The organism is Candidatus Palauibacter scopulicola (genome assembly GCF_947581915.1).
Lineage (GTDB): Bacteria > Gemmatimonadota > Gemmatimonadetes > Palauibacterales > Palauibacteraceae > Palauibacter > Palauibacter scopulicola.
In genome coordinates, this window is the sequence record NZ_CANPWG010000049.1 from 1 (window position 1) to 12,264 (window position 12,264).

At 68.7% G+C, this 12,264-nt stretch carries 13 protein-coding genes; 8 read left to right on the forward strand and 5 right to left on the reverse strand.

Features of this window, described 5'->3' with window-relative positions:
• Nucleotides 1–125: 125 nt before the first annotated feature.
• Nucleotides 126–896 (reverse strand): hypothetical protein, encoded by a 771-nt coding sequence (locus RN743_RS09325; RefSeq protein ID WP_310779339.1) that lies wholly within the window; start codon nucleotides 894–896, stop codon nucleotides 126–128.
• A gap of 76 nt (nucleotides 897–972) precedes the next feature.
• The gene (locus tag RN743_RS09330; protein WP_310779342.1) at nucleotides 973–1,779 is read right to left on the reverse strand and encodes a class I SAM-dependent methyltransferase; all 807 of its coding nucleotides are present in this window, start codon (nucleotides 1,777–1,779) and stop codon (nucleotides 973–975) included.
• Between the two features lie 92 nt (nucleotides 1,780–1,871).
• On the opposite strand from RN743_RS09330, the gene RN743_RS09335 reads away from it, so the two are divergent.
• From RN743_RS09335 to RN743_RS09350, 4 genes are all read left to right on the forward strand, one after another.
• Nucleotides 1,872–2,117 (forward strand): hypothetical protein, encoded by a 246-nt coding sequence (locus RN743_RS09335; RefSeq protein ID WP_310779345.1) that lies wholly within the window; start codon nucleotides 1,872–1,874, stop codon nucleotides 2,115–2,117.
• A 9-nt stretch (nucleotides 2,118–2,126) separates the two neighbouring features.
• Complete coding sequence (locus tag RN743_RS09340) at nucleotides 2,127–2,546, forward strand: type II toxin-antitoxin system VapC family toxin (protein ID WP_310779348.1); 420 nt, start codon at nucleotides 2,127–2,129, stop codon at nucleotides 2,544–2,546.
• A 221-nt stretch (nucleotides 2,547–2,767) separates the two neighbouring features.
• The gene (locus tag RN743_RS09345) at nucleotides 2,768–5,632 is read left to right on the forward strand and encodes a YqiA/YcfP family alpha/beta fold hydrolase (RefSeq protein ID WP_310779352.1); all 2,865 of its coding nucleotides are present in this window, start codon (nucleotides 2,768–2,770) and stop codon (nucleotides 5,630–5,632) included.
• A 4-nt stretch (nucleotides 5,633–5,636) separates the two neighbouring features.
• Nucleotides 5,637–6,659, forward strand: coding sequence for a DUF3667 domain-containing protein (locus RN743_RS09350; protein WP_310779355.1), 1,023 nt, complete (start codon nucleotides 5,637–5,639; stop codon nucleotides 6,657–6,659).
• A gap of 26 nt (nucleotides 6,660–6,685) precedes the next feature.
• On the opposite strand, the gene RN743_RS09355 is transcribed toward RN743_RS09350, so the two are convergent.
• Nucleotides 6,686–7,981: an acetylornithine deacetylase/succinyl-diaminopimelate desuccinylase family protein gene (locus tag RN743_RS09355; RefSeq protein ID WP_310779358.1), complete on the reverse strand. Its 1,296-nt coding sequence runs from the start codon at nucleotides 7,979–7,981 to the stop codon at nucleotides 6,686–6,688.
• A 125-nt stretch (nucleotides 7,982–8,106) separates the two neighbouring features.
• On the opposite strand from RN743_RS09355, the gene RN743_RS09360 reads away from it, so the two are divergent.
• From RN743_RS09360 to RN743_RS09375, 4 genes are read left to right on the forward strand one after another with little or no spacing between them, the layout of a single operon-like run.
• Nucleotides 8,107–8,895, forward strand: a complete 789-nt coding sequence (locus RN743_RS09360) for an SDR family oxidoreductase (RefSeq protein ID WP_310779362.1) — start codon at nucleotides 8,107–8,109, stop codon at nucleotides 8,893–8,895.
• 33 nt (nucleotides 8,896–8,928) lie between these two features.
• Complete coding sequence (locus RN743_RS09365) at nucleotides 8,929–9,612, forward strand: DUF4328 domain-containing protein (RefSeq protein ID WP_310779365.1); 684 nt, start codon at nucleotides 8,929–8,931, stop codon at nucleotides 9,610–9,612.
• 34 nt (nucleotides 9,613–9,646) lie between these two features.
• Entirely contained in the window at nucleotides 9,647–10,048 is a 402-nt protein-coding gene (locus RN743_RS09370; protein ID WP_310779368.1) for a VOC family protein, read from the forward strand.
• Nucleotides 10,045–10,476 carry a hypothetical protein gene (locus RN743_RS09375; RefSeq protein WP_310779370.1) on the forward strand — a complete coding sequence of 144 codons (432 nt, stop codon included), beginning with the start codon at nucleotides 10,045–10,047 and terminating at the stop codon, nucleotides 10,474–10,476. Before RN743_RS09370 ends, RN743_RS09375 begins: the two co-directional genes overlap by 4 nt.
• Before the next feature lie 30 nt (nucleotides 10,477–10,506).
• Here the strand turns inward: RN743_RS09375 and RN743_RS09380 are convergent, their stop codons facing one another.
• The gene (locus tag RN743_RS09380; protein ID WP_310779373.1) at nucleotides 10,507–11,760 is read right to left on the reverse strand and encodes an agmatinase family protein; all 1,254 of its coding nucleotides are present in this window, start codon (nucleotides 11,758–11,760) and stop codon (nucleotides 10,507–10,509) included.
• Nucleotides 11,761–11,769: 9 nt separating this feature from the next.
• Complete coding sequence (locus tag RN743_RS09385; protein WP_310779376.1) at nucleotides 11,770–12,072, reverse strand: hypothetical protein; 303 nt, start codon at nucleotides 12,070–12,072, stop codon at nucleotides 11,770–11,772.
• Between the last annotated feature and the right edge of the window lie 192 nt (nucleotides 12,073–12,264).

Sequence of the window (12,264 nt, forward strand, 5' to 3'; positions counted from 1 at the left end):
CGATCCGCTGGACCTCGACTGGGCGCTCTTCGTCCTCTGGGCACAGTACGACGAGGCCCCACTGAGAGCGGCCTGAGAGCGGCCTGACGGCGGCCTGAGGTTGGCGGCCTGAGGGTCGCCGCCAGCTAGTCCGGCGGCCTCAGGGACACGTGCAGATGGTCGGCCGTCCCCACGTGCCGGAGCGTGCGAAAGCCCATCGCCCGGAACGCGAGTGCGGCTGCGAGGTTCCGCCATTCGGGCCGGTTGATCGTGCGAAGATCCAGCGCATGCACGAACCCGTCTGCCTGGCGGAAGTGCAGGGAGGACTCATTGGCCGGAAGCCCCGCGCGGGCGTAGAACTCGGGCGTGCGCGCCGCGTCCGTGATCACGGCGTCGGCGTCGACCAGGACGAAGACCGACACGGCCATCCGCAGCAGGGGATGAAGGCGCGAGTACTCGGCCCGCACCTCTTCCGACTTCACGTTGCCGCCCGCGATGACCACCAGCGAGTAGAGCACGAACCCGGCGGCCGCGAGCGCCGCGACCCGGGTCATGAACTTCCGGAGCCGCTTCCCCGCCCCCAGGCGCCGACTCGCGATCCACGCATAGAACGCCAGGAGCAGCGCGGTCGCCGCCGCTGAAACGGCCAGCGAGGACCACGCCCCGAGCCCCCATTGCTGGTAGGCGAAGACGCCCCCCCGAACGAGGAGGATGAAGGGAAACACCGCAAGCAGGACCGCCGTCACCCCCCACCGCACGACCCGGCGACCCCACCGCCGCCGTCGCCTCCCGTCGCGCCGGTCTGCCGCCCCCGCTCCGGCCGCAACCTCGACGCCCGGAACGTCGGCGCCCCGAACCTCGACGCCCGGAACCTCGACCGTCACCCCGCGCGCGCGTCCTCCAATGACCCTGCCCATGACCCCTGCCTACGCAGAAAGCCGCCCGAACGCTTCACGAATCGTATCCGCGCCACGCCGATCCGGCCGGCATCCTTCAAACTCCTTGCTGCGACACCCGCACCAGATGGCAGCTGCTTGATGCCTGCCAGTCGTCGATTCGCATCGACATGCTGTCGAGCAGACGGGCGATCGCCGACTTGTCGCGGTACGGTTGGGTCTCCGGCGCCGCCTCGATGAAAGCATCGGGGTCCCCGGACTGAGCGACCAGCCGCCGCATCGCGAGGGCGGCCGCGCGTTCCTGTTTCGTCGATTCAAGGCCCGTGCGGATGCACAGCAGGACGGCCTGGAACGTGCTGACCCCGGCCATCTTCGCGACCCACGCCACCGTCGCGCCGAAGCCGAGGCGATGCAGCGTCAATGACGACCGCATGTGCAGTGTGTCCTCGCGCAGGAGTCCGAGCGAGGTCAGGAAGCGCTCCTGGGCCGCACTGAATCTGTAGAACGCGACGAAGACGTTGCCCGTCCCGGAAACGATCCGGTTCGCTTCGCGCATGACCGCCTCGATGTCCCGCAGATCGGCCATGAAGTCGATGACGCCGGTCGCGAGGATGACCGTCTCATAGGCCCCATCGACGAACGGCATCGAGGTCGCGTTCGCGCGCACAAGGGTGAGACCTCTTCGCGACCTGGCGTACTCCAGCATCCTGGCGCTCAGATCGATGCCGTCGCAGCGTAGCCCCTGACGCCGCAGCTCCTCGACAATCAGCCCTTGCCCGGCACCGATGATCAGAACGGGTTGGCGAATGTCACCGACAATCCGACCCAGGCTCGACACGTCCAGGTAGTTGTTCTCGAGGCGCCAATGATGCGGCGCCAGCGTGTCCCAGTAGTTCCCATTCATGGCTCAGGAAACTAACTCTTCTCGAGCTTGATTGCATTGCAATCATTCGGTAGCTTCTCCACCCATTCCCGTACCGCGAGGAGGCACGGCCGATGGCGAGCATCACGATCCGCAATCTTGACGACGACATAAAGACGCGCCTTCGCGTACGCGCCGCCGAGCATCACCGTTCGATGGAGGAGGAAGTGCGTGTCATCCTGCGCGATGCCGTCACCGGTCGTCGCACCGGTCCGCGAAACCTCGCGACGTTCACCCGCGAGTGCTTCGCGTCCCTTGGCGGCGTCGAACTCGAACTCCCCCCCCGCGGCCCGATGCGTGCGCCTCCGGACTTCTCCTGAGCGGCTCTCGTGTTCGTAATAGACACGAATGTCGCGTCGGAACTGATGCGCACTGAACCGACGGCGGCAGTAGCGGCATGGATTGCTGAGCACGATGCGCAGGACATGTACCTGACGGCGGTCAGCGAAGCGGAACTGCTCTACGGTGTCGCGATCCTGCCGGCCGGCAGGCGGCGGAACGCGCTCGAAGCTGCCATGACCCGCTGGCTCAATCTTGGCTTCAGAGAGCGTATCCTCCCGTTCGACAGCGCTGCCGCCCGAGCCTACGCGGAGATCGCCGCCGAACGCCGCCACGCGGGCCGACCCATCGGCGAGGCCGACTGCCAGATCGCCGCCATATCCCGCGCACGCGGAGCCGCTCTGGTCACGCGCAACGTGAGGGACTTCGACGGTACGGGACTAAACGTGATCGATCCCTGGTCGGGATAATGGCAGCCCAGTCCTGCTGACGCGTTCATAAGCGCCGATTGCTATCATGCTTCCCATGGAGACAACGATCGATATTCCCGATGACTCCAGAGTTTGGCTCCGCTCATGGCTCGATGCCGCGGACAAAGCGGTCAGGCAGGCACCCGCGGGCCGTTCGGCCAGGGAAGAGTTGGCCTCCGACCGAAACCGGCTGGAGCCCCAGTGATTTTCAGGAGTGCGCGATGACTTGGACCCTCGCCTCCCGTTTCCGGACGCTTGCGACGCTCGCCGCGCTCGCCGCGCTGGGCGGTCTCTCGTTCGTCCTTCCGTCCGCCGCTTCCGCCCAGGAGCGGCCGCTCGTCACGCCGGACGACTATGGCCGCTGGGAGCGGCTGGGCGGGGTCGAGTTTTCGCCGCTGGGCGACTGGATCGCCTACGAGGTCACGCGGGTGGATGAGACGTCGGAACTCCGCGTGCGCAGGATCGAAGAGGATGAAGGGGATGAAGAGGACTCGGTCCGCGTCTTCCCGTGGGGGTCGGATCCCCGGTTCTCCCCCGACGGGCGCTGGCTCGCCTGGACCATCGGGCTGCCGCCGGAGGAACGGGAGCGGCTGGCGGAGAGCGACGAGCCGGTCCGCGAGCAGGCCTCCGTCATGGATCTGGAGACGGGAGAGGTCAGCGAGTTCGACGCGGTCTCCGAAGGGCGCTTCGACGCCTCCGGGCGATATGTGGCGTTGCGCGGCTATTCGCCGGAAGAGCCTGCGGGCAAGGGCGCCGACCTTCGCATCGTCACGCTGGCGACGGGGGTGGAGACCTCCTTCGGGAACGTGAGCGAGATGGCCTGGAGTCCGGGCGGATCCCTGCTGGCGCTCGCCATCGCGACGGGGGCCGATGTGGGCAACGGCGTGCAGGTGTATGACGCCGATGCCGGGATCCTGCGCTCGGCCGACGCGTCAGGTTCCGCCTACCGGAGCCTCCGCTGGCGGGACGATTCGGCGGATCTGGCCGCCCTCCGCTCCCGCGAAGCGGCCTCCGAGGACGGCACGGCCTACGACGTGCTGGCGTGGCGCGGCTTGGACCGGGGGGTCGAGACGATGGTCCTCGGCGCGGACGCGCCCGGCATCCCGGAGACGCTCGAGGCCGTCCGGCACCGGGCCCCCGCCTGGTCGGATGACGGCCGCATGATCTCCCTGGGGCTCCGGCCGACCGAGCCGGAAGCGGGCGACGACGCCGACGAGAGCGACGATGCCGACGCGGGCGACGATGCCGAGCCGGACCTGCCCGGCCTGCAGATCTGGCACACGCGCGACGTTCGCCTCTTCCCGGAGCAGCGGGTCTCGGAGAACCGCGACGCGGCGCGGTCGCTGCTCGCGGTCTGGCACCTCGACGACGACCGCGTGGTCGTCCTCGGGTCCGACCTCATGGCCGGGGCGCAACTCCTGGGAGGCTGGGAGTACGCCCTGGAGGACATCAGCGAACCCTACCCGTGGGGCGCGAAGTTCGGCCGTCCGTACCACGACGTGTGGGCGATCGACGCGGACACCGGCGAGCGCCGCCGCCTCCTGACCCGCGTGCGCTACGAGTGGCCGAGCGCGGGCGGCGACTGGCTGCTCTCGTGGGACGGCTCGGCCTACCACAGCCTCCACCTCGCCACGGGCGAACGGCATGACATGACGTCGGACTTGGCCGCCGAGTTCGCGGACACCGGCTACGACACGCCCACCGACGTCATTCCCCCGCACGGTTTCGGTCCCGGCGGCTGGCTCGACGGCGACCAGGCCGTCCTGCTCTACGACGAGCACGACCTCTGGCGCGTCGCGCCCGACGGCTCGGGAGGCGAGCGGCTGACGCGCGGGGCCGAGACGGGGATCGTCCACCGGCTGACCCGCGTCACCGATGACAACGCGCCCGGCAACGCGCCCGGCAACGCGCCCGGCATCGACCCCGACTCGCGCCCCTACCTCTCCCTCCACAACGACGGGACGGAGCAGCGCGGCTACGCCCGCTTCGCCGCCGGCTGGGCCAGCGCGAGCGGCGGGAATCCGGCCGAGACCCCTGTGGCGGAGAGCCTGATCCTGGAGGACGCGTTCCTGGCCGGCCTCACCCGCGCCGACAGCGCCGACGTGCTGTTCTACCGCGCCGAGCGCTTCGACGACCCGCCGGACTACTTCGTCGCGGGCCCGGACCTCGCCGACCCCGTCCGGGTGACGGCGATCAATCCCTTCTTCGACGAGGTGGCGTGGGGCCGGGCGGAACTCGTCGACTTCACGAGCGAGTCGGGCCGCGACCTCCAGTTCGTCCTCCTCCTCCCCGCGAACCACGAGGAGGGCCGCGCCGTCCCCACGATAGTGTACACGTACGAGATCCTCTCGCCGCAGATGCACTTTTTCCGCGTCCCCAGCGAGCGGGACTACTACAACTACACGGTCTGGAATCAGCACGGGTACGCGGTGCTGCTGCCGGACATCGTCTACCGGGCGCGCGATCCGGGCGTGAGCGCGCTGGAGTCCGTGCGCGCGGCGGTGGCGAAGGCGGTCGAGATGGGGGTGACGGACCCGGACGCGGTCGGCCTCATCGGGCACTCGTGGGGCGGCTACCAGGCCACCTTCCTGCCCACGCGCACCGACATCTTCGCGGCGTCCGTGGCGGGCGCGCCGCTCACCGACTTCGTGAGCTTCATGGGCCAGTTGCACTGGAACCCGGGCATCGCCGAGGTGAGCCACTGGGAGACCGGCCAGGCCCGCATGGAGGTGCCGTTCTGGGAGGATCCCGAGGCGCACCGGCGGAATTCGCCCATCCACGAGGTGCAGAACATGGAGACGCCGCTGCTGATGGCGTTCGGCGACGAGGACGGCGTGGTGGACTGGGACCAGGGGACCGAGTTCTTCAACTTCGCCCGCAGGGCCGAGAAACAGATGGTGCTCCTGGTCTATGAGGGCGAGGACCACGGGTTCCGCGAGGAGGCGAATCAGAAGGACTACCACCGGCGCATCCTCGAATGGTTCGGGCACTACCTGAAGGGCGAGCCCGCCCCCGCGTGGATCACGGAAGGGGTGGCGCTCGACGCGCTGGAGGCGGAGAAGAAGCGCGTGGCCGGGAAGCCGTGACGCCGTGACGGCCGTGACACCCGCGGGGGCGCGCACCTGCCCGAACTGCGGGCGCGACCGGCCGGAGAGCTTCTGCGCCCACTGCGGGCAGAGCGACCGGGACTATGCCCGCGCGCTGCGGTCCGTGGCCGGCGAGTTCGTGCGGGAGACGTTCGAGGTGGATTCCCGGCTCTTCCGCACGCTGAAGCTTCTCATGTTCCGGCCCGGAAGCCTCACCCGGGAGTTCTCGCGCAACCGCCGCGCCGGCTTCGTGTCGCCCGTCCGGCTCTACATCTTCGCCAGCTTCATCTTCTTCCTCCTGCTGTCGCTGCGGGGAGACTTCGGCGAAGCGGCCGTGGCGGACTTCGGCGAAGCGGCCGTGGCGGACTCCGGCGAAGTGGCCGTGGCGGACTCCGGCGAAGTGGTCGTGACAGGCGCCTCCGAGGAGGACCCGGAAAACGTCGCAGACCAGCTCCCGACGGAAGAGCGCCTCGCGGCCTTCATGGCGGCGCTACCCCCGGAGCAACGGAGGAAGGCCGACGACATTCTCGCGCGGCCGGAAGGCAATTCCCGGCAAGCTCTTCTTACCCTGGCCCAGGCGGGGAACCTCGAGGAGCGGCACTGGACCCTGAGGTTCTTCGTGCTGGCGATCGTCGACATCGTTCACGATCCCTCGATCATGCCCCGGCGTTTCCTCGCGAACATGCCGATCGCGATGTTCTGCCTGCTTCCGTTCCTCGGGCTGATCCTCGCCGTCTTTCATTTTCGGAAGAAGCGCTTCTACGTAGAGCACCTGGTCTTCGCCATCCATGTCCAGACGTTCACGTTTCTCATCTACGCGGTCGCCCTTCTGCTCCCCGACTCGGGGCCCGGGCTCTGGGTCCGCGTGGGTTGTCTGCTGGTTCCCTACCCCTATTTCGTCGTTGCTCTCCGACGCTACTACGAGAACGGGTGGGTCCTGTCCGTGGTGAAGTCGGTCGGGGTGTACGTGCTCTACTCGATGGCGCTGATCCCCGCGTCCATTCTCTCAATCCTCGTGACCGGCTAGGTCCGCTTCGGCGGTGTTAGGCGGCCCTACGCCGGGCCGAGCAGTTCGAGGGCCGTGAGCGCGAGGGCCTGCGTGCACGCGACGAGGTCGTCGATCGCGCAGGACTCGTCGGGCTGGTGGGCCTCCTCGAGGGGGCCGGGGCCGTAGGCGACGCAGTGCTCGATGCCGGCGATGCGGGCGAAGTGCTTCTGGTCGTAGGTGCCGGGGCTCGCCACGAGTTCCGGGGGACGGCCGACGGCCGTTTCCACCGCGCGGGAGAGGGCGGCCACGAGCGGTGAACCGGGCGGGGCGGAGGTCGGGTGCACGACCATGCGCTCCTCGATGGTGAATCGGCGGTCCGGGTCGTCGCTCTCCACCGACGCGACCAGGCGCTCGATCTCGGCGCGCACCTCCTCGAAGGATTCCTCGGGGATGAAACGGCGGTCGAAGGTGGCCACGCAGCGGTCGGCCACGCAGGGCGACTGGGTCGCTTCGCCGGCCTGGCCGCCGGTGATCGCGTTCACGTTGAGCGAGGGACGCCGGGAGGGCGCCGGCACGACGGGCAGCGCGGAAAGCCGCGCCGCGAGCGTGGGGGCGAGCCGGGTGCGGAAGGCTTCCAGCAGGGTGCCCATGTCGTCGATGGCGCTGCGGCCGAGGTGGCTCATGCTGCCGTGGGCCGCGTGGCCGTGCGCAACGACGTCGAACCAGTAGACGCCCCGGTGCCCCAGGCAGACGCGCGCGGGTCCGAAGGGCTCGGGGATGATCGCGTACCGGGTGTCGTCGCTCGAGATGATCCCCGCCTCGCACAGGTGCGCGACGCCGGCGAAGCCGCCGCTCTCCTCGTCGACGGTGGCGCTGATGTCCACGGCGCCGTCGAGTTCGACCCCGGCCCGCCGCAGCGCCTCGACCGCGAACACCGCGGCGGCGATCCCGGATTTCATATCCGACGCGCCCCGCCCGTAGATGCGCCCGTCGCGCACCGTGCCCGCGAACGGGTCGACCGTCCATTCCTCGCCCGGCGGGACCACGTCGAAGTGGCCGTTCAGGTGCAGCCGCGGGCGTCCCGGGCCGGCGTCCCCCCGCCCCACGGCGTTCACCCGCGGGTGCGCGGCGGTGTGCTCCGGGCGCCCCTCCGCCTCCACGTACTCGACCGCCAGGCCCGCCGTCTCCAGCCGCCGACCGATGAATTCGGCGCACTCCCGGTAGCAATCCCCCGGGGGATTCACGGTGGGGATCCGGATCATCTCCGCCGTGAAGGCCACGATCTCGTCGCGCGCGGCCTCCACTTCGGCGAGGACGCGGTCCGCCTGGCGAAGGGCGGTCGGCGGGCTGGCAGGGTGCATGCGGATCTCCGGTCCGGGGGACGCGCGGGCCGAGTTGCCCGGCGTGTGCGGTCCCTACATTGTGTCGCGCCTTGCACCACACGAAACCCTTCACACCACGCGAAAGCCCTGCCCGAGAAATCTCCATGACCCACATGTTCAGCCTCGAAGGACGCACGGCCGCGGTCGTCGGAGGCGGCTCCGGCATCGGCGAAGCCGTCGCGATCGGGTGCGCCGAGGCGGGCGCGCGCGTGTCCTGCCTCGACATCGACGCGGACGCCGCCGCCGACACCGCGGCGACCATCCGCGCGGCGGGAGGCGAGGCCGACTCCGCCCACCTGAACATCCTGGACGGCGCCGCCATCACCCGCGCGTTCGAGGAGATCGCGGCGGCCCGCGGGTCCCTCGACGTCGTCGTCTGCACCCCCGGCGTGAACGTGCGCAAGCCGCTCCTCGACTACACCGACGAGGAGATCGACCGCGTCCTGGGCCTCAACCTCAAGGGCGGCGCGCACGTCATTCAGTCCGCCGGACGGATCATGACCGCGCAGGGGTCAGGGTCCATCATCCTCTTCAGTTCGATCCGGTCGGTGGTGGTCGAGCCGGGGCAGAGCATGTACGCCGCCACCAAGGCGGGGATCGTGCAGATGGTGCGCACCGCCGCGGCCGAACTCGGGCCCAGCGGGGTGCGGGTCAACGCGGTGGCGCCGGGCGTCATCGACACGCCGCTCACCGCCCCGATCAAGAGCAAGCCGGACTGGTACGGCGCCTACGCCGCGCGCAACATCATGAACCGCTGGGGCAGCGCCACGGAGATGGCCGGCCCGACCGTCTTCCTCGCCTCCGACGCCGCCAGCTACGTGACCGGCACCGTCCTGTTCGCCGACGGCGGCTGGACCGCCATCGACGGGAGGTACACGCCGCCCGCAGGTTGACTCCGCGCGAGACCTTCTTCCGGGAGAGAGAACATGGACGACGCCAACCCGGCGACGGGTGAAGCGAAGGGTGAAGCGACGGGCTCCGAAGCCGGCTTCCAGGACCCGACCGCGCTCGCGAAGTGGACAAGGATCTTTCTCTACGCAGGCGTCGTGGTGGCGATCGTGTCGGCATGGGAGATGGCCGGCGAACTGGGGCTGTACGGAGGGGCGGGATCGCTGGAAGGCTGGACGCCCTTCGGGATCATCTGGATCCTGGCGCAAGTCACGATCGCGCTCGGCACCGTCATCCTCGTGCTTTCCTGGATCTATCGCGCCAATCACAACGCCAGGCAGTTGGGCGCGGCCGACATGCGCTTCACGCCGGGATGGGCCGTCGGCTGGTATTTCATCCCGATCGCGTGGTTCTGGAAGCCGTATCAGGCGATGACGGAGATCTGGCGCGCCTCCGTGAGCCCTTCCGACTGGGGCGCGACGCCGGTATCGCCCCTGCTGCGCTGGTGGTGGGGCCTGTGGATCGTGCCGTTCTGGGGCCTGGGCGTCGTGGATGCAGTGGCGTTCGAGGTTCTGGACGAGGCGGGCACGGAGACCGTGGAGATGGCCACGGCTCTGGTCGCGAACCTGCTGGACATTCCGCTGGCGTTCGTCCTCGTGGCCATCATCACCGCCGTCACCCAGCTCCAGACCGCCCACCACCGGCGCCAAACCGGGCCTTGACCACTTCACATTCAATGGATGAGGGCAGCGAGGGATGAGAATCCATCTGACCAGCGTCGTCGTGAACGACCAGCAGAAGGCGCTTCGTTTCTACACGGACATCCTCGGGTTTCAGGTGAAGCACAACATCCCCATGGGGGAGTACGCGTGGATCACCGTGGTATCCGCGGAAGATCCCGATGGGACGGAGTTGCTGCTCGAGCCCGACGCCCACCGTGCCGCCCGTACGTTCAAGGAGGCGCTCATGGAGGATGGGATTCCGAGCGCCTCCTTCGCGGTCGATGATGTCGAAGCCGAGCACGAGCGTCTCGTGGCGAAGGGCGTGAAGTTCGTGCAGCCGCCGAAGGACCTGGGGACCGTCATCACCGCCGTCTTCGACGATACATGCGGCAGCCTGATCCAGATTCTGGAAGAGAAACAGCAGGGAGGAACATGATGCTCAGGAACATCCTCGCCGCCATCGTCGGCTACATCGCGATCGTCGCCGTGCTCTTCGCACTCTCGTCGCTTCTGTGGCTGGTGCTGGGCGCCTCGCGCTCCTTCCAGCCGGGTACGTGGGAGGTCGCCAGCGGCTGGATACTCGGCTCGATCGCGATCGGGTTCGTGGGGGCGTACATCGGCGGACGGGTCTGCGCGCGCATGGCGCACGATGCCAAGGGCGCTCTGATCCTGATCGGCATCCTGGTCGTGCTCGGGGTCGTGTCGATCCTGATCCCGGTGGAGGCGGCGACGGGACCCCGCCCCGACGATGTGGGGATGCTGGAGGCGACCATGAGCGCCAACCAGCCGACATGGCTGACCTGGCTCAACCCGGTGATCGGCGTCGTCGGCATCTGGCTCGGCTCCCGCAAACTCCGCGCCTAGCCGTCCCGTTCCCGGCTGTCGGAGCCGGCGCTAGCGGCGGCCGTCGTCTCGGGTGAGGGGGCTCAGGTAGTCGCGGTTGCCGAGGCCGAGCTTCCGGAGGGCGATGCCGGTCATGCACTCGTCCACAATCTTCTTGGCGTTGAGCATGGTCGTGTAGCCCGGGTCGACGAGCGGATTGAGTTCGACCAGGTCGAAGCCCACCACGTTGTTCTCCGAGCAGAGCCCGCGGACCATGTAGAACACCTCCCGGGGCGTCAGGCCTCCCGGCACCGGCGTCCCCGTGCCCGAGGTGTAGGCCGGGTCCATGACGTCGATGTCGAAGGAGATGTGCAGGTACTCGGGGCCTTCGTTCGCCTGGTCGAGGACTTCCGTCATGACGTTCGTCCAGCCGTCCCGGTCGATCTCGGCCATCGTGTGGTACCGCATGTCGTTCGCCCGCATCCACTCGAACCCTGACGGCCCCGGCCAACTGCCCCGCAGCCCCACCTGGATGAAGTTCCGGCCGAGGATGTGGCCGTCATCGATGAGGCGTCGCACCGGCTGCGCGTGCGAGATCAGGTGGCCGTGCCGGGCGTCCCCCGCGTCGTAGTGCGCGTCGAAGTGGATGACGCCGACGTTCTCCTTGCCGTACACGTCCGCGAGGCCCGCCACGTTGGCGAACTCGATCGAGTGGTCTCCCCCGATGATCACGGGGATGGCGCCGGTCTCCGCGATCTCTCGCACCATCCGGCGGATCGGCGGCATGCTGCGCTCCACGCTCAGGTTGTCGATCGGCGCGTTGCCGTAATCGACCGCCGTGAGTTCGCTCCGCCACGAGATCATCGTCTCCATGCTGCCCACGCTGCGCCGCATGGCACGGAGCGCGGTCGGCCCCTCACCCGCCCCGCGGTACCCGACGCCCATGTCGACCGGCGCCCCCATGAAGGCGACTTCGACCTCGCCCGCGACGAGATCCTCGGGCGTGCGCGCGATCGGCAGCCCGAAGAAGGTGAGGACGGACCCGACCTCGATGGGTCCGGGTTCCCGCGGAGGATCCCCGGAGATGTCCCGGTCCTGCCACACCGCGAGGTTGGGATCGCTCGCGTCGAGCCGGATGATGGCCGAGTCGGGCGGGAGCGGCTCCCGCTCGGGGACAGTGTCGCCCGCGGCGTCCGTCACAGGGTCGGTCGGGTCCGCCGGCGCATCCGCAGCCGCGACATCGCCGGATTCCGGCGGCGGAACCTCGCAGGCCGTGAGGAGCAGACCGCACAGGAGGAGAGCGGAGGAAGACGGTCGGGATGTCATGGCTTCGAACTAAGGGAGAAGTCGACGGCGACGGTCGGAAACGTCCTCCGTCGTCAGCCGCCGGGACGTTCCCGCGGGAACGCGTGAGACCGGTGGCACTTCACGGAGCGCTTCCTCAATGCTGATCAAACGGGCGTTGAGCCGGTCAAATCCATCCGACATGTTGGCCTCCAGGGATTCGATCTTGCCTTCCACCGTTCCCATACGGCCCGAGAACGAGAACAGCCCGCTGGCTAGCATGATAACAAGCATGACGAAGGACACCCCGAAGGACGCCCAACTCAGCAACGTTTTTTGGTTGATGCGTGCCACGTGTCCTTCCTTTCTGCGACTGATAACACCGTACTACGCCAGGCGTTCGGACGCTAACTCGCCGTGCGTGGCTCCATGCGACATCGCCTGGCGAGGTGGATGCCCACGGAGCCTGGCCCCTCGCAACACCAAGGTCCGCCGCGGTCTCAACGGCGCATCATCAGGTTGAGACCGCGTGTCACCACGGCGCAC